The organism is Bradyrhizobium sp. 1, assembly GCF_023073315.1.
Taxonomy (GTDB): Bacteria; Pseudomonadota; Alphaproteobacteria; order Rhizobiales; family Xanthobacteraceae; genus Bradyrhizobium.
Genome location: NZ_JADPJH010000037.1, coordinates 105,299 through 121,706, shown reverse-complemented (window position 1 = coordinate 121,706; position 16,408 = coordinate 105,299). Strand labels below are relative to the sequence as shown.

11 protein-coding genes are annotated in these 16,408 nt (G+C 65.7%); 3 read left to right on the top strand and 8 right to left on the bottom strand.

Annotated features, from left to right (window positions below; all coding sequences use genetic code 11):
• Positions 1-93: 93 nt before the first annotated feature.
• The 6 genes from IVB29_RS34915 to IVB29_RS34890 all read right to left on the bottom strand — a co-directional run bounded on the left by IVB29_RS34915 (position 94) and on the right by IVB29_RS34890 (position 8,150).
• Positions 94-1,005 carry a DMT family transporter gene (locus IVB29_RS34915; protein ID WP_247507961.1) on the bottom strand — a complete coding sequence of 304 codons (912 nt, stop codon included), beginning with the start codon at positions 1,003-1,005 and terminating at the stop codon, positions 94-96.
• A gap of 79 nt (positions 1,006-1,084) precedes the next feature.
• Positions 1,085-1,960: a DMT family transporter gene (locus IVB29_RS34910; RefSeq protein WP_247507960.1), complete on the bottom strand. Its 876-nt coding sequence runs from the start codon at positions 1,958-1,960 to the stop codon at positions 1,085-1,087.
• 15 nt (positions 1,961-1,975) lie between these two features.
• A complete protein-coding gene (locus IVB29_RS34905) occupies positions 1,976-2,857 on the bottom strand; it encodes an NAD(P)-dependent oxidoreductase (RefSeq protein WP_247507959.1) in 882 nt (293 codons plus the stop codon).
• Positions 2,857-3,988, bottom strand: a protein-coding gene (gene prfB / locus IVB29_RS34900) for a peptide chain release factor 2 (protein ID WP_247507958.1) whose coding sequence is annotated in 2 segments (ribosomal slippage) — positions 2,857-3,918 and positions 3,920-3,988 — 1,131 coding nt in all. Because the reading frame shifts where the segments join, the coding sequence is not laid out codon by codon here. Before prfB ends, IVB29_RS34905 begins: the two co-directional genes overlap by 1 nt.
• Before the next feature lie 109 nt (positions 3,989-4,097).
• Positions 4,098-6,608: a penicillin-binding protein 1A gene (locus tag IVB29_RS34895; RefSeq protein ID WP_247507957.1), complete on the bottom strand. Its 2,511-nt coding sequence runs from the start codon at positions 6,606-6,608 to the stop codon at positions 4,098-4,100.
• A 246-nt stretch (positions 6,609-6,854) separates the two neighbouring features.
• Entirely contained in the window at positions 6,855-8,150 is a 1,296-nt protein-coding gene (locus tag IVB29_RS34890; RefSeq protein WP_247507956.1) for an N-acetylmuramoyl-L-alanine amidase, read from the bottom strand.
• Positions 8,151-8,851: 701 nt separating this feature from the next.
• Here IVB29_RS34890 and IVB29_RS34885 point away from each other — a divergent pair.
• Positions 8,852-11,917 carry a ribonuclease E/G gene (locus IVB29_RS34885; protein WP_247507955.1) on the top strand — a complete coding sequence of 1,022 codons (3,066 nt, stop codon included), beginning with the start codon at positions 8,852-8,854 and terminating at the stop codon, positions 11,915-11,917.
• A gap of 67 nt (positions 11,918-11,984) precedes the next feature.
• Here IVB29_RS34885 and IVB29_RS34880 read toward each other — a convergent pair whose 3' ends face one another.
• Entirely contained in the window at positions 11,985-12,665 is a 681-nt protein-coding gene (locus IVB29_RS34880) for an XRE family transcriptional regulator (protein ID WP_247507954.1), read from the bottom strand.
• Between the two features lie 206 nt (positions 12,666-12,871).
• Between IVB29_RS34880 and IVB29_RS34875 the strand changes: the two genes are divergently transcribed.
• Positions 12,872-14,368: an amidase family protein gene (locus tag IVB29_RS34875; RefSeq protein WP_247507953.1), complete on the top strand. Its 1,497-nt coding sequence runs from the start codon at positions 12,872-12,874 to the stop codon at positions 14,366-14,368.
• 54 nt (positions 14,369-14,422) lie between these two features.
• Positions 14,423-15,655 carry an FAD-binding oxidoreductase gene (locus tag IVB29_RS34870; protein ID WP_247507952.1) on the top strand — a complete coding sequence of 411 codons (1,233 nt, stop codon included), beginning with the start codon at positions 14,423-14,425 and terminating at the stop codon, positions 15,653-15,655.
• Here IVB29_RS34870 and IVB29_RS34865 read toward each other — a convergent pair.
• Positions 15,652-16,408 (bottom strand): glycosyltransferase family 9 protein (locus IVB29_RS34865; RefSeq protein ID WP_276576878.1); only part of this gene is annotated, 757 nt, incomplete at its 5' end. The genes IVB29_RS34870 and IVB29_RS34865 overlap by 4 nt on opposite strands.

Sequence of the window (16,408 nt, the reverse complement as noted above, 5' to 3'; positions counted from 1 at the left end):
TTTCGTAGTCTTGTTTTGTGGAGAGTGTCGCAAGGCAGCGTGCAGCTGGCAAGCGCCAGGATTTTCCGCGACGTGAAACGGCGGATGCGGAACTTACATGGTGCGCCACAACAGCTTCAGAATGCGCCCGTCGATCACGAGCAACGCGCTGCCGATGACGACGGCGCCCGCAATCTCGCGCACGGAGATCGGTTCACCCAGCACCAGCCATCCCAGCAGGATGGCGGTGACGGGAATGAGCAGCGTCACCAGCATCACATTGGTCGCGCCCGAACGCCGCAAGATCTGAAAGAAGACGATATAGGCGAGCGCAGTCGACAGGGCGGCAAGGCCCAGCACCGCGAGCCATGTCGTCAGGCCCGGCATCGGCAGATGCCAGGGCTGCTCCACCGCGCCGGCGACGATCGCCATCATCACGGTCGACGCCATCAACTGAAACGTCGCCGTCCCAAGCGGGGGCGAGTCCTTCAACAGCCGGCGCGCGGCGAGCGCGGCAAAGCCATAACTGAGGGCGCCGCCGAGGCAGAGCAGGATGCCTAACCCCTGCTCCGCTCTCGTCTCGATGCCCCATCCGCGCAGAATGATCACGCCGAGAAGCCCCAGCGCCACGCCGGCCACGCGGCGCATCTGCAAGGCTTCTTCTCGCGCGGCCGCCATCACCATCACCGCAAACAGCGGCGTGGTCGCGTTCAGGATCGACGCCAGTCCGCTCGGAATGAAGGTCTGGCCGATCACGATCAGCGAGAACGGGATGACGTTGTTGAGCAGTCCGATCGCGACGAACGGCTTCCAGCCCGTCATGCCCTTGGGAAGACTGATGCCCTGCATACGAAGCAGCGGCAGGAGAATGGCCGCACCAAGCGCGACGCGCAAAAACACCAGCGTCAGCGGCGGCAATTCCCGCAACGCCGCGCCATTGAAGAAGAACGAGCCACCCCAGAGGATCGAGAGCACAGCGAGCCGCGACCAGTCTCGCGCGTCGATCCGGTTGTCGTTCGGGGGCATGGGTCTCACCTCGGCGGCCGAGCCTGCCGCCTAGGACACGGCGAGGAACAAGGCCACCCGATTTCCGACAAGACGCCGATCAAGAGGATCGGCGTGACCGCGCATCCCCCGCGATGTCGGCAACGACTGCTCCGATCACCAGGGCTCCGCCAATGAGCGCGTGGACGGCGGGCAATTCCCGGAAGGCGACCCAGATCCAGAACGGCATCAGCGGGGTTTCCAGCGTCGCGATCAGCGAAGCCTGCCCTGACGGCAGCAAGCGCGAGCCGAGCATGTAGAAGGTCAGGCCGAGCGCGACCTGGAGGCAGCCGAACATCGCGAGGATCGCGAGGCCGTTGCCGCCGACATGGGCGATGTCGTGCGCAAACGGAAGGCTGATGAGACTTCCCAGGAAGTTCGACAGCGCAGCCGCCGCCACCATCGACGTCTCGCGGTGGCGCCGGACCACCACCGTCATGGCAGAGATGGCTGATACCATCAGGCAGCTCAGGGCCACGCCGCCGAGATCGGCGCCGGCCGCGACGCCGCCAACCGTGATCACCACGCCGGCAAAGGCCATCAGGCTTGCGATCAGCGTGCGCCACGTTGCGGTCTCGCCGAGCCATAACCACGCCAGCGCAGCGGCGACGAAGGGCTGCGTGGCGATCAGCACTGCCACGTTCATGACGTTGGTCATCTGAAGCGCGGGGATGAACGAGACCATGCCGATGGTGGACAACGAGGCGACGAGCAAGCCGCCGCGTCCGGGCACAACCAATTGCCGCAGCGCGCCGCGGCCCTGCATCACCACGAGAAACACGCTGATCAGGCCGCCCGCGAACAGACCGCGCCAGAACAAAATCGTCCAGGGATCGAACGGCAGCAGCCGGGTGAAGAACGGCGCGGTGCTCCATGCGACCGCGGCGGCGATGACGAGGGCAATGCCGAGACCGCGTTCAGAACGAGGCTGCCCCATGTCGATGTGTCCGGCTTAAGACGGCTTCTTCGGGCGCGACACCAGCTCGATCATCTTGCCTTCGTCGTCGTCCGGCATCGCGGCCTTCGCCTGCGCGTAGGACTCGACGGCGGCGCGCGAGACCAGCGGCTTGTCGGCCAGCAGGCTCTCCGCAAGCTTGACGGCATAGGCGGCGTCCTTGTGCCGGAGCGCTGCCGTGAACGTCGCGCCGCTGAAATCGCGGGCGACCATGCGTTTGGAATGGCGCTGCACCTGGGGGCTGGCGGCAACGCCTGCCTGGATCGATTCCAGCACGAGATTCATGTCGAGCCCGGCCTGCTCGGCGATCGCGAGACCTTCAGCGAGGCCGGCGATCTGGATCGCGCCCATCAGATTGTTGATGAGCTTGTAGACCGTGCCGGAGCCGACCGCGCCGAAATGGCGGATGGTCGAGCCGATCGGTTCGAGGAACGGGCGGGCGCGTTCGAGGTCGGCGGCATCGGCACCGGCCAAAAGCGTCAGCTTTCCGCTCGCGGCTGCATCCGGCAATCCCGTCACGGGGCAGTCGATATAGATCAGCCCGCGCGCGTTGAGCTCGCGGCCCATCTCGCAGGCGTGGTCATAGGAGACGGTGGAGCATTCGATCCCGATGGTGCCTGATTTCGCCGTCTTGGCCGCGCCTTCAGGCCCGAGCCAGACCGCGCGCGAGGCTTCGTCATCGGCAACCATAGTCACGACAGCGTCGGCGTCGATCGCGGCATCCTCGGGCGAAGTCGCCCAAAGCGCGCCGCGCGCGATCAGGTCTTCCGCTTTTGATTTGCTGCGATTCCACAGCGTCACCGTAAAACCGGCATCGAGATAGCGGCCGGCCATGCCATGGCCCATCCGTCCAAGCCCGATGAAGGCGACGCGGGTCATCAGTCGACGTCCTCGATGTCAGCGCCGGTGGTGCCGAAGGCGCGCTGCGCCAAGGTCGCGGCCATGAAGTCGTCGAGCTCGCCGTTGAGCACGCCCGAGGTGTCGGAGGTCTGCACGCCCGTGCGCAGATCCTTCACCATCTGGTAGGGCTGCAGCACGTAGGAGCGGATCTGGTGGCCCCAGCCGATATCGGTCTTGGCGGCCTGGTCGGCGGCGGCTTTCTCCTCGCGCCTCTTCAGCTCCATCTGGTAGAGCCGCGCGCGCAGCATGTCCCAGGCTTGCGCCTTGTTCTTGTGCTGGGAGCGGCCGGCCTGACAGACCACCGCGACGCCGGTCGGGATATGCGTCAGGCGCACCGCGGATTCGGTCTTGTTGACGTGCTGGCCGCCGGCGCCGCCCGAACGCATGGTGTCGACGCGGACATCGGATTCCTTGATGTCGATCTTGATGCTGTCGTCGATGACCGGAAACACCTGCACACTCGAGAAAGACGTATGCCGCCGTGCGTTGGAATCGAACGGCGAGATGCGCACCAACCGGTGCACGCCGGCCTCCGTCTTCAACCAGCCATAGGCGTTGTGACCGGAGACCTGGATCGTCGCGGACTTGATGCCGGCCTCTTCGCCCTCGGACTCTTCGAGGAATTCGACCTTGAAGCCGTGCGTCTCGGCCCAGCGCGTGTACATGCGCAGCAGCATCTGCGCCCAGTCCTGGCTCTCGGTGCCGCCGGCGCCGGCATGGACTTCGAGATAGGAATCGAAGCCGTCGGCTTCGCCCGACAGCAGCGCCTCGAGCTCGCGCCGCGCGACTTCCTTCTTGAGGGTCTTCAGTGCGGCTTCGGCTTCAGCGACGACACCCGCATCACCCTCGGCCTCGCCGAGCTCGATCATGCCGATGTCGTCTTCAAGCTGCTGCTCGACCTTGCCGATACCCGAGAGCGAATCCTCCAGCGAGGTCCGCTCCTGCATCAGCTTCTGGGCCTTCTGGGAATCGTTCCAGAGATTGGGATCTTCTGCGAGCTTGTTCAGCTCAGCGAGGCGCGCCGTCGATTTATCGACGTCAAAGATGCCTCCTCAGCAGCCCGACTGACTGCTTGATCTCTTCTACCAACCGTTCGATTTCGGCGCGCATGTCGTTCTCTGGTCTCGCGGAATCCCGCGTGCAATTGAGATTGGGATGTAGCGGCGGCGGCTGCAAAGCGCAACCGCCGGAACCGCGATCGTCTGTCTTGTCCTAAGCCTTAGTACAGCCCGCCGGTGCCCGGCCGCATGAAGAAGCCGGAATCCGGCTGCTGCTGTTGCGAGGCCGGCACGCCGCCGCGGCCGTCGGCATCGGCAACACCGATGACGGAGTAGTTATCCGGCGGCGCCGTGCCCGGCTTGAAGGCTTCCAAAATCGTTCCGCCGGTCTCGCCGGGGCCGGCGCGCATGCCGGTCTTGGCGACGACGCGGACGAGCTTGATGCCGGCCGGCACCTTGAACGGAACGGCGGGCTTGTCGGCGAGCGCGAGCTTCAGGAAGTCGCGCGCGATGGGAGCAGCCAGATGGCCACCGGTCGCGGCATTGCCCTTACCGAGCGCACGGGGCTTGTCGTAGCCCATATAGATCGCGACGGCGACATCGGGCGAGAAGCCGACGAACCAGGCGTCCTTGGCCTCGTTGGTGGTACCGGTCTTGCCGGCGATCGGCTTGCCGACCTCCCTGACCACGGTCGCGGTACCGGCCTGAACCACGCCTTCCATCAGTTCGGTGATCTGATAGGCGGTCATGGAATCCAGCACCTGCTCGCGGCGATCGATCAGCTGCGGCTCGTTCTGGTTCTTCCAGCCGCCGGGTGCGTCGCAGCCGCGGCATTCGCGCTGGTCGTGTTTGAAGATGGTGTGGCCGTAGCGGTCCTGGATGCGGTCGATCAAGGTCGGCTTCACCCGCCGCCCGCCATTGGCGAGCATCGAATAGGCCGTGACCATGCGCATCGCCGTGGTCTCGCCGGCGCCGAGCGCGTAGGACAGATAGTTGGGCAGCTCGTCATAGACGCCGAAGCGGCGCGCATATTCGCCGATCAAGGGCATGCCGATGTCCTGCGCGAGGCGCACGGTCACCGTGTTGAGCGATTGGCGCAGCGCATTGCGCAGCGTCACCGGCCCCTGGAACTTGCCCGAGGAGAAATTTTCCGGCCGCCACACGCCGGCGCCCTGGCCCTGGTCGATTTCGATGGGCGCGTCGAGCACGACGGTCGACGGCGTATAGCCGTTGTCGAGCGCGGCCGAATAGACGATCGGCTTGAACGACGAACCCGGCTGCCGGTAGGCCTGCGTGGCACGGTTGAACTGGCTCTGGTCGAACGAGAAGCCGCCGACCATCGCGAGCACGCGGCCGGTCCAGGGATCCATCACCACCATCGCGCCCGACACTTCGGGAATCTGGCGCAGCCGGTACTGGCCTTCGACCGGCTGTCCTTCCTTGCTGTAGAGCGGATCGGCGTAGATCACGTCGCCGGGCTGCAGCACCTGCGACACCGCGGTCGCCGCCCTGCCCTTGGCAGCTCCCGAGGCCGCCCTTGCCCATTTGATGCCATCGAGCGTGATCAGGCCTGTCTCGCGCTGCTTGCTGAGGGCACCGCCGAGTTCGCGGCTCGGCTGGAAGCCGATGCGCGCGGACTGGTCGCTGGTCTCCAGCACCACCGCCATGCGCCACGGCGAGATGTCGGATAGCGACTTGATCTCGGCGAGCTTCACGCCCCAGTCACCGGAGATATCGAGCTTGCTCATGGCGCCGCGATAGCCCTGCTGCTCGTCATAGTTCACGAGGCCCGAGACCATGGTCTTGCGTGCCATGACCTGGATCTTCGGATCGAGCGTGGTGCGCACGGAGAGACCGCCCTCGTACAGCTTCTTCTCGCCATAGCGCTCGAAGATGTCGCGGCGGACTTCCTCGGCAAAATATTCGCCGGCGAAGGTGTGGGCACCGTTGGAACGGTTGGTGACGGCCAGCGTCTCCTTGCGGGCCTTCTCGGCGTCGGCCTGCTTGATCCAGCCGTTCTCGACCAGACGATCGATCACGTAGTTGCGGCGCTCGATGGCGCGGTCGCGGTTACGCACCGGATGCAGGGTCGCGGGCATCTTCGGCAGCGCCGCCAGATAGGAAGCTTCCGCCACCGTCAGCTCGTTCACCGATTTGTCGAAATACACCAGCGAGGCGGCCGCGATGCCGTAGGCGCCGAGGCCGAGATAGATCTCGTTCAGATACAGCTCGAGGATCTTGTCCTTCGAATAGGTCTTCTCGATCCGCATCGCCAGCAAGGCTTCCTTGATCTTGCGAGCGAAGGAGACCTCGTTGGTCAGAAGGAAATTCTTGGCGACCTGCTGGGTGATCGTGGAGGCACCCTGCGGGCGGCGGTTGGAGCCGAAGTTCTGGAGATACAGCACGCCCGCGCGCGCCATGCCGGTGTAGTCGATGCCGCCATGCTCGTAGAAATTCTTGTCCTCGGCTGCGAGGAAGGCGTTGATCACGAGCTTCGGTACGGCCTGGATCGGCAGGTACAGCCGCCGCTCCTTGGCGTATTCGCCCAGCAGCGAACCGTCGACCGCGTGGACGCGGGTCATCACCGGCGGCTCGTAATCCTGAAGCTGAGAGTAGTCCGGCAAGTCCTTGGAGAAATGCCAGATCAGGCCTGCCACGGCCCCGACACCGACCAGGAACAACACTGTTCCCGCGGCGAACAGGAAGCCCATGAACCGCACAAGCAAGCGCATTATGTGTCTATCCGTTCAAACTCTGGATCAGCCCAGTATCAGCCCCATGGGACCTAAAAACTGGCACCCAAAACTGGTGCCAACCTCACGTCGCGAATTCACCGGCCTACGCAATCACATCAAGGCCGGCCTAAAGACGCTTGCCGAGCGGGATTCTCTCCGATTCCGGAACCCCCTGCGGCATTTTTATAAAGCGCCCGCTGTGGCCAAACTAGGGCCTTTGCGGCGGGACGGAAAAACCCTTCTTCAATTCCCCGCCCCCGCCGTCGCCAGCCGTTTGGCCAGGAACGCGTCAACGGCCTGGGCCATCGAGCCGACGGCCTTGGATCGCCAGCCCTCCGAGACCAGGTGCTCGAGATCGCCCTTGTTGGAGACATAGCCGATTTCGACCAGCACCGAGGGCACGTCGGGGGCCTTCAGCACCCGGAAACCGGCCGATTTCAGGGGGTGCTTGTGCATCCGCACGTTCGACTTCATTTCGCCCATCAGCAAATGCGCAAAACGGTTTGAAAACGTGCGGGTTTCCCGCTGCGTCAGATCGATCAGGATGTCGGCGACGTCGGTCGGCTCTTCCGCCAGATTGAAGCCGGCGATCGCGTCCGCGCGGTTTTCGGCGTCCGCCAGGCGCTGGGCCTCGGCGTCGGACGCCTTGTCGGACAGCGTGTAAATGGTGGCGCCCTGCGCATCCCCCTCGGCACGCGGCAGCGCATCGGCATGAATAGAGACGAACAGCGCGGCCTTCAGGTTGCGCGCGATCTTGGTCCGGTCGTTGAGCGGAACGAAGGTGTCGTCATCCCGCGTCATCACCACCCGGTATTTGCCAGACTTTTCCAGCCGGTCGCGCAATGCCAGGCCAAAGGCCAGCACAAGGTTCTTCTCGCTCTCGCCGCTGGACTGCGTGCCATTGTCGATGCCGCCGTGACCGGGATCGATCACGACCACCGGGCGTCCATCAACCCTCTGCTGTGGTACCTCACGGCCCGCCGCCGCGGGAACCGTTGCCGGCGGTGCGTCCGCGATCGCGGGCCGCAATTCGGGGCGATTTTCCGGGGCGAGCGATTGCACGAAGGCGGTGCGGTCGACCTCCTCCAGCTCGAGCACCAGCCGGGCCGGCTGGCCGTTGGCCGCCTCCAGCACGTAGGAATTGGCGATCTTGGCCGGGCCCGTCAGGTCGAACACGATTCGCGAGCCGCCGGGCATGACGAGCCCGTAGCGGAAGGCCTTGACCAGCCCCCGCCCGCCGGACCCGGCGCCATTGGGCAGCTGAAAATTGATCTGGGGGACGTCCACCACGACCCGATAGGGGTCGGCGAGCGTCACGGCGCGGAAGCTGACGGTCTGGTCGATGTCGAGAATGAAGCGGGTCTGCTTGCCATCGCCGGCCAGCCGGGCGGCCGAGGCGATCGGAAAATTCGCTACCGCAACAGAGGGTTGCGGCTGGCTTTCGGCCGCGCTGAGGCGCGAGGAATCAGCACACGGCAGGACTGCGGCGCACAGCAGTGCGCATCCCAGCAAAACCCTTTGATTTGTGCGGCTCGCCACCGATTCCGTGCCTCCGAGCAGCCTCTTTAACGCAATAGAACCACAGGGTTAATCGATGCTTAATGACAGACGCGCGAAACTCGCTGACTGTGACCGCCGTGCGACGCTCCCTTGCACGGTTGGCTCATTCCACGTATGTACGGAATGCTGACGGCCGATATTTCCGGTTGTGTCGCATTCAGCCTCCCGGTGCAGCGCCGGAACTCCCAAGATTTGGGGATTCCAGCGTTTTCCGTTTCCCTCAAAGACCAGCGCGGTGCGCGGCAGCGAGGTGGGACGGGTTAAGCCCCGGCGGCGGACGGTTCCCGGGTACCACGTGTCCGGGACGGTTCAGACAGCGGCATAACCCATTACCCGGTCCCTTGATCCCAAGGGGGCGGTTCGTGATCCCCAAGGCGAGCGCGCTCGCGCCATGCCTGGCCGGCAGCAACTGATTGAGGGGCGGCCCCGCCGCCCAATGTTTCATACGGGCCGACGCTTGATGCGCCAGACTGTGCCGACGAATTCTGAAGGACCATTCGCGACGCTGCGGAGTGATAATCCCGCGCGCCGCTTCGGTCCTGAAGCTTTCGATTCGGCGTGGCGCGAGAGACGGCGTTTCGGCCTTCCCCTCACCCCCGAATCAGGTGGACCGTCGCGTCACCCGGCAGCGCTTTTCGCGCCCACGGTCGATCGCGCCCGCCGCCGCCAAGAGTTAAGACATGCCCAACAAGATGTTGATCGATGCCACCCACCCGGAAGAGACCCGGGTCGTCGTGGTCCGCGGCAATCGCGTCGAAGAGTTTGATTTCGAGACCGCGCAACGCAAGCAACTGCGCGGGAATATCTACCTCGCCAAGGTCACGCGGGTCGAACCCTCGCTCCAGGCCGCCTTCGTTGAATATGGCGGCAACCGCCACGGCTTCCTCGCCTTCAGCGAAATCCATCCCGACTACTACCAGATCCCGGTCGCCGACCGGCAGGCCCTGATCGAGGCCGAGGAACAGGCCCACCGCGAAGCCGAGGAGGAGAGCGAGAACCGCTCCCACGGCCGCCGCCGCTCGCGCCACCGCAATTCCCGCCGCCGCAGTCAGGGCGAGCGCGTCCGTAGCGACGTCGTCGAAGGTGCCGATTCCGCCGCCCAGCCCATCGAGGGCGAGGCCCTTCACGCCGAGGGCGCTTCGCACGAGGGCGAGCATCTGCACGCCGATGCCGAGCATCACGGCGAGCACGAAGGCCACGATCATCACGACCACGGTCATGGCGACCATGATCACGGTCACGACGACCATCATCATGCCCATGATGACGATCACCATCACGATGATGATCATCATCATGACGGCGAGCACGATCATCATGAGCACGCCGAGACGCCCTCACCTGTCGCAGCCTTTGGCGCCGAGCCCGTAGCCGCGACCGTTGCCGAACCGCAGGAATCTGCCGCTTTCGAAACTCACGCCGAGGCTCTCTCTGAAGCCGTGATCGCAGCCGCTGAACCGGCCGACGCCGTGTACGGCGAGAGCGCCGAGGCGCCGCATGCGGAAGCCGCCGATGAAGACGACGAGGATGAGGACGAGGACGACGAGGAAGCCGAAGAGGAAATCGTCGAATCCGTCGGAGGTGACGACGTTCTGGAAGAAGTGCCGGAGCGCACCTTCCGCCCGCGCCGCCAGTACAAGATCCAGGAAGTCATCAAGCGCCGCCAGGTCATGCTGGTGCAGGTCGTCAAGGAAGAGCGCGGCAACAAGGGCGCGGCGCTGACGACCTATCTCTCGCTCGCCGGCCGCTATGCCGTGTTGATGCCGAACACCGCGCGTGGCGGCGGCATCAGCCGCAAGATCACCTCGGCCCAGGACCGTTCGCGCCTGAAGGAAGTGGTGCAGGATCTCGACGTGCCCGAGGGCATGGGCATCATCCTGCGCACCGCGGGCGCTGCCCGCACCAAGCCCGAGATCAAGCGCGACTTCGAATATCTGATCCGGATGTGGGAGACGGTGCGCGACCTGACGCTGCAGTCGCAGGCTCCGACCCTCGTCTACGAGGAAGGCTCGCTGATCAAGCGCTCGCTGCGCGACCTCTACAACAAGGAGATCGACGAGATCCAGGTCGCCGGCGAATCCGGCTATCGCGAAGCGCGCGACTTCATGAAGATGCTGATGCCCGCCAATGTCAGCGCGGTGAAGCAGTATCGCGACGGCCAGCCGCTGTTCTCGCGCATGGGCGTCGAGAGCCAGCTCGACGCGATGTTCTCGCCGACCGTGCAGCTACGCTCGGGCGGCTACATCGTGATCAACCAGACCGAGGCGCTGGTCTCGATCGACGTCAACTCCGGACGCTCGACGCGCGAGCATCATATCGAGGACACCGCGCTCAAGACCAATCTCGAGGCCTCCGAAGAGGTCGCGCGTCAGCTTCGGCTGCGCGATCTCGCCGGCCTGATCGTCATCGACTTCATCGATATGGACGAGAAGCGCAACAATCGCGCGGTCGAACGCAAGCTGTCCGATTGCCTCCGGCAGGACCGCGCCCGCATCCAGGTTGGACGCATCTCGCATTTCGGCCTGCTCGAGATGTCGCGCCAGCGTATCCGCGCCAGCGTGCTGGAATCCTCGACCGATCCCTGCCCGCATTGCGGTGGCACCGGCCATCTGCGCTCGGTGGCCTCGGTGGCGCTCCAGCTGCTGCGCGGGCTTGAAGAGATCCTGATGAAGGGCGCGACCCACAATCTCGTGGTCCGCACCCGCACCGACGTCGCGCTCTATGTGCTGAACCACAAGCGCGGACATCTGCGCGACCTCGAAAACGGCTTCAAGGTCACGCTGTCGGTCATCGCCGACCCCAGCGTCAGCGGACCGCAGGCCTATCTCATCGACCGCGGCGAACAGGTGCACACGCTCGAAGCTGCCAAGGCGCTGCTGGTGGCCCAGGCCGCCGCGAGCCCGCCGCCGCTGGCTGAAGAAGCCTATGACGACGAGGAGTTCGATCCGGAAACCGAATCCGAAGTCGAAACCGAGGAAACCGAAGGTCTCGCCGAGGAGCAGGCTTCAGGCGATGCCGCTTCCGAGCAGGACGGCGCGCGCCGCGGTAAGCGTCGTCGTCGCCGCCGCGGCCGTGGTGGCCAGCGCGACGGTGAGCCTCGCGAGGATGGCGCTCCCGCGTCTTCCGAAGCGGCCGTGGCCGCCGGCGAAGCCGAAGAGGAAGCCGAGTCCGAGCAGGATGGAGAAGAAGCCAACGACCAGGCAGGTCCGGGTCGCGGCGAACAGGAAGGCGCTGGCGATCGCAGGCGCCGGCGTGGTCGCAGGGGCGGACGTCGTCGGCGTGGTAGCGGCGAGGAAGGTCTTGCCGGTTCCATCAGTGACGAGCTCGCGGCCAATGCACCGCCGGAAGCAACCGACGCGGTTGCCGATTTCGATGGCGCCGGCGACGAGGCTGCGCCCTCGATCGCGCAGGCCGAACCCACCGCCGTGCCGCAGTTCACTCAGCCTGAACCGCGCGCCGAAGTGCGGACCGAGGCGCCGGCCCGGCCGGAGCCGGCTCCCGCTGCCGTTGCTGCGGAAGAAGAGCCCGCCGACGACAAGGCCTCGCGACGTCGCTCCACGGTCCGCGAAAAGGTGAGTTTCCTGTCGAGCAGCGCGAGCGAGCCGGCAGCGCCGGTTGCGCAGGCGGCCGAACCGGTCGCTCCGCCCGCACCGGCACCTGAGCCCGCGCCGGAAGAAGCAAGCGAGACTCCGGGCGCTCCGCGTCGCGCCGGCTGGTGGTCGCGCCGCTTCGGCGGCGGCGAGTAAGCCGGACACCCCATAAAAAAACGCCCGGCCAAGCCGGGCGTTTTTCGTTTCAAGACTCGCCAAAGCGCTACGGCGGCAATTCGTCATCGCCGAGCGGCGCCACCTCGCGCGAGGCAATCTGGCGAAGCTGGTCGTAGAGATCCGGCGCCTCGCTGGTACAGAGGCAAACGCCCGTTGCGGACGGCGCCTCGCCGGCGTTGAGGTAGGCGTGGCCCATGGTGCTGTCGAGATAGATGCCGTCGCCCTCCCCCAGGATCTCCGGCGCATAGAACTCGGTGTGCACGGCAACGCGTCCGCTCGTCACCAGAAAATACTCTTCGCCGCCATGGCGCAGCAGCGGGCCAAATTCCTCCAGCGACCGCGCGCGGACTTCGGCCACGATCGGCACCATGCGTTTGCCGATCAGGTCGGTGCATTGATAGGTGTAAGTGTAGAATTTCGTGGTGATGACCTGGCCCAGCCCGGCCCGGCTGATGCTCCGCCGCGCGGTGACCGGCCGGCCCGGCGCAGGCGCTGCGACCACCGGATTGAACAGTTCGGCAATCTCCATCTTCAGGCCCGAGGTGAGCTGGAGCAGCTTGTCGTAGGTCAGCGACATCAGGCCGTTCTCGACCTTGGACAGGGTCGAGAGCGCCATGCCGGTCCGCTCCGCCACCTGCTTGAGCGTCAGGCCGCGGGCCTGGCGGGCGGCCTTGAGGCATTGGCCGAGCTGCGAACTGGCCGCTTCGGGCGTCGTGATTTCGCTCATGCAGAAATGCTACCACGGCGTCTGAAAAATTGTTGACCTGTCCGTCTAATCTTTTCGACTGAAACCGTTCGGTGGAACCGACTTGGCCACCCGCTGGGCAGCCATACCAGCATTGCGCATGAAATGCCCCGGTTTGACGATTATTGGTGCGCCATCCCTACTTTCCGATATGCTAAATCGTTTTCATAATCTGAAAGGGATTGGTGTTGTCCGAACTGTGCGATTCCAGCGCCGTTGAGCTGCGCCGCCTGCTGTCCACCAAGGCGATCTCGCCTGTCGAGCTGCTCGACGCCTGCCTGTCGCGCATCGCCACCGTCAATCCTGCCGTCAACGCCGTCGTGACGCTGGATGAGCCGGGCGCACGCGCCGCTGCGAAGGAGGCCGAAACGGCCATCCTGCGCGGCGAGGATCGCGGCGCGCTGCACGGGCTTCCCGTCCTGATCAAGGATACCCAGGACACCGCGGGGATGCGCTCCACCTATGGCAGCCCGCTGCTGCGCGACAACGTCCCGGCTGCCGACCAGGGCTCGGTTGCGCGCTTACGCGCCGCCGGCGCCATCATCTTCGGCAAGACCAACACGCCGGAATGGGCGGCCGGCGCCAACACCCGCAATCCCGTCTTCGGCGCCACCGGCAATCCCTTCGATCCCTCGCGCTCGGCAGCAGGTTCCTCCGGCGGCTCGGCGGTCGCGCTCGCCTGCGGCATGGCCCCGCTCGCCTCGGGCTCCGACACCGGCGGCTCCCTGCGCAATCCCGCCGGCTTCTCCGGCATCGTCGGCATGCGTCCCTCCTACGGCCTCGTGCCAAGCGAAAAGCGCGTGTTCGGTTGGTCCAATCTGTCGACCGACGGGCCGATGGCGCGCAATGTCACGGATGCCGCGCTGATGCTGTCGGTGATGGCGAGCGACGACGCCCGCGATCCGCTCGCCTACACCCTGCCCGGCGAGCCCGTACGTGCGCGCGCCGACCGCTGGGCCGCGCCGCATCCTGCGGACCTTGGCAAACTGCGTCTCGCTTTCACCGAAGATTTCGGCTTCGCACCGACCGAGCAGGCGATCCGCCGCGTGTTCCGCGCGCGCGTGAACAGGCTCGCGCCGCTGTTCGCCGATTGCCGCGAGGCGACGCCTGACTGCTCCGGCGCCGACGATGCCTTCGCCGTGTTGCGCGCGGGCATGTTCCTGGCGACGCATGGCAAGAACTTCAAAGAACGTCCCGAGATGCTCGGTCCCAACGTTCGCGCCAATGTCGAGGAAGGCCTCGGTTATTCGCTTCAAGACCACGCGCGCGCGACCACGATCCAGACGCGGATCTATCGCGCCTGGCAGACCTTCTTCGCAAACTGCGACGTGCTGATCAGTCCGACCATCACGCTCAGCCCGCGCCCCTGGTCGGAAGCCTATCCCGCCGAGATCGACGGCGTGCCGACCAGATCCTATTTCCACTGGCTCGCGCTCGCTTACGCCGTGACGCTTCCCGGCCATCCCGCGATCAGCATTCCGCTCGGCCGCGATGAAGCCGGTCTGCCGTTCGGCCTCCAGATCGTCGGCCCGCGCGGCGGCGACGCCATCGTGCTCTCGGTCGCAGCGAGCATCGAGGCTGCGTTCGCGAACGATGCGCAATTGTGCCGGCCGGTGCCTGACATGGCACGGCTTGCGGCTGCGTCGCCACTGTCGGCCACACCCGGCTTCCTCACCTGGGAATGAACCGACACCAGCCAAGGCTCGCGCCGAAGGCCGCCTGACAGGAGATTTCTACCGATGCAAAGCGCAATCATCCTCGGCGGTGGCATGGTCGGTGTGGGTGCGGCGCTGCATTTGCAGCAACGCGGCTGGTCGGTCACGCTCGTGGACCGCAGGGAGCCCGGCCGCGAGACCAGCTACGGCAATGCCGGGATGATCCAGGCCGAAGCGGTGCGCCCCTATCCGATGCCGCGCGACCTCGCCTCGCTCCTGAAGATCGCGGCCGGCCGCACCAATGACGTGCGCTACAGCCTGTCGTCGCTTCATCGCCATATCGAGCCGCTGCTCCGCTACTGGTGGCATTCGGCGCCGAAGCGGCATCGTGAAGCGATCGTCGGCTGGGCGCGGCTGATCGCCTACGCCACGCCGGAGCACGACATCCTCATTCGCGAAGCCCACGCCGACAATCTGATCCGCCGCGCCGGCTATCGGGCGCTGTATCGCGACGCCGCTTCACTGGATGCCTCGATCAAGGCCGCGGAGGAAGACCAGCGCGAATTCGGCGTGAAATTTCGTGTGCTGTCGGGCAGCGAGCTCACCAAGGCCGAGCCGATCCTGCGCGACGATCTTCCCGGCGCGATCCATTGGCTCGACACCTGGACCGTGTCCGATCCGGGCGCGCTGGTGACCGCCTATGCCGAGCTGTTCCAGCGCCTCGGCGGCACCATTGTGCTCGGCGATGCACAGTCGCTGCAACAGACCGCAACCGGCTGGTCTGCTAACACCGACCAGGGTCGCATCGACGCCGCGCACGCCGTCGTCACGCTCGGGCCATGGTCGCCTGATCTGCTGTACAAATTCGGCTATCGCATCCCGCTGGTGCGCAAGCGCGGCTATCACATGCATTACAGCGGCGGTGCATCGCTCGATCTGCCGCTCGTCGACAAGGGCGGCGGCTACGCCATGGGTCCGATGGCCAAGGGCATCCGCATCACCACCGGCGCCGAGCTGACCGGGCCGGACGCGCTCGCAACGCCCCTGCAGCTCGCCAGCGCGGAGGCCTCCGCACGCGAGCTGATCGATCTCGGCAAGCGCGCCGAGCCCGACCCGTGGTTCGGCACGAGGCCCTGCACGCCCGATATGCTGCCGGTGCTCGGCCGCGCCCCGCGCCACCCTGGTCTTTGGATGAACTTCGGCCACGGCCACCAGGGATTTACGCTCGGCCCCGCGACGGGACGGTTGCTCGCGGAAATGATGAACGGCGAGACGCCGTCGATCGATCCGACGCCTTATCGGCCTGAGCGGTTCTAACCCTCCGCGTTTGCGGCAAGCACCGCGAGCGCAGCCGAAATCCGCAGCAACGGATCGTCCCATTCACGCGGGGCGCGCTGGCGGAACAGCCGCATGGTCGGATACCAGGGGCTGTCCTCGCGATCGCGCAGCCAGCGCCAGTCGAGCGCGTAAGGCGTCAGCATCCACACCGGACGGCCGAGCGCGCCGGCAAGATGCGCAACTGACGTGTCGACGGCGATGACGAGATCGAGCGCCGCGACCGCTGCGGCCGTGTCGCCGAAATCACCGAGCGCTGGTGCCAGATCGATGATGTCGTTGCCAAGCGACGCCAGCACCTCGTCATCTTCGGAGCGCGGCTCCTTTTGCAAGGAGTAGAGCTGCACGCCGGGCATCGCGAGACGCGGCAGCACTGAAGCGGCCGACAGCGAGCGCTGCCGGTCGCCCTTGTGTCGGGCATTGCCGGCCCAGACCACGCCGACCTTCAGCGCCGTCACATCCGCTAGCGCCGCGCGCCATCGGGCTAGCTTTGCAGGAACGGGATGCAGATAAGGGATATCGGCCGGAATGGTATCGAGCGTGGTGCCGAACACACGCGGCAGGCTCATCAGCGGCAGTTGCAGATCGAACGGCGGCAACGGTTCGCCGCGGGGAATCACGGTGACGTCGGGGAGCTGCCGCAGCAGTGCAGCGAGCGCGGGCTGAACCTGCAAGATGATCCTGCCGCCCTTCGCGGTCACCATCGGCAGATAGCGCACGAAATGCAGGGCATCG

Coding starts and splice junctions, on each gene's coding strand:
- IVB29_RS34915 (WP_247507961.1), bottom strand. CDS start 1,005: ATGCCCCCGAACGACAACCGGATCGACGCGCGAGACTGGTCGCGGCTC.
- IVB29_RS34910 (WP_247507960.1), bottom strand. CDS start 1,960: ATGGGGCAGCCTCGTTCTGAACGCGGTCTCGGCATTGCCCTCGTCATC.
- IVB29_RS34905 (WP_247507959.1), bottom strand. CDS start 2,857: ATGACCCGCGTCGCCTTCATCGGGCTTGGACGGATGGGCCATGGCATG.
- IVB29_RS34895 (WP_247507957.1), bottom strand. CDS start 6,608: ATGCGCTTGCTTGTGCGGTTCATGGGCTTCCTGTTCGCCGCGGGAACA.
- IVB29_RS34885 (WP_247507955.1), top strand. CDS start 8,852: ATGCCCAACAAGATGTTGATCGATGCCACCCACCCGGAAGAGACCCGG.
- IVB29_RS34880 (WP_247507954.1), bottom strand. CDS start 12,665: ATGAGCGAAATCACGACGCCCGAAGCGGCCAGTTCGCAGCTCGGCCAA.
- IVB29_RS34870 (WP_247507952.1), top strand. CDS start 14,423: ATGCAAAGCGCAATCATCCTCGGCGGTGGCATGGTCGGTGTGGGTGCG.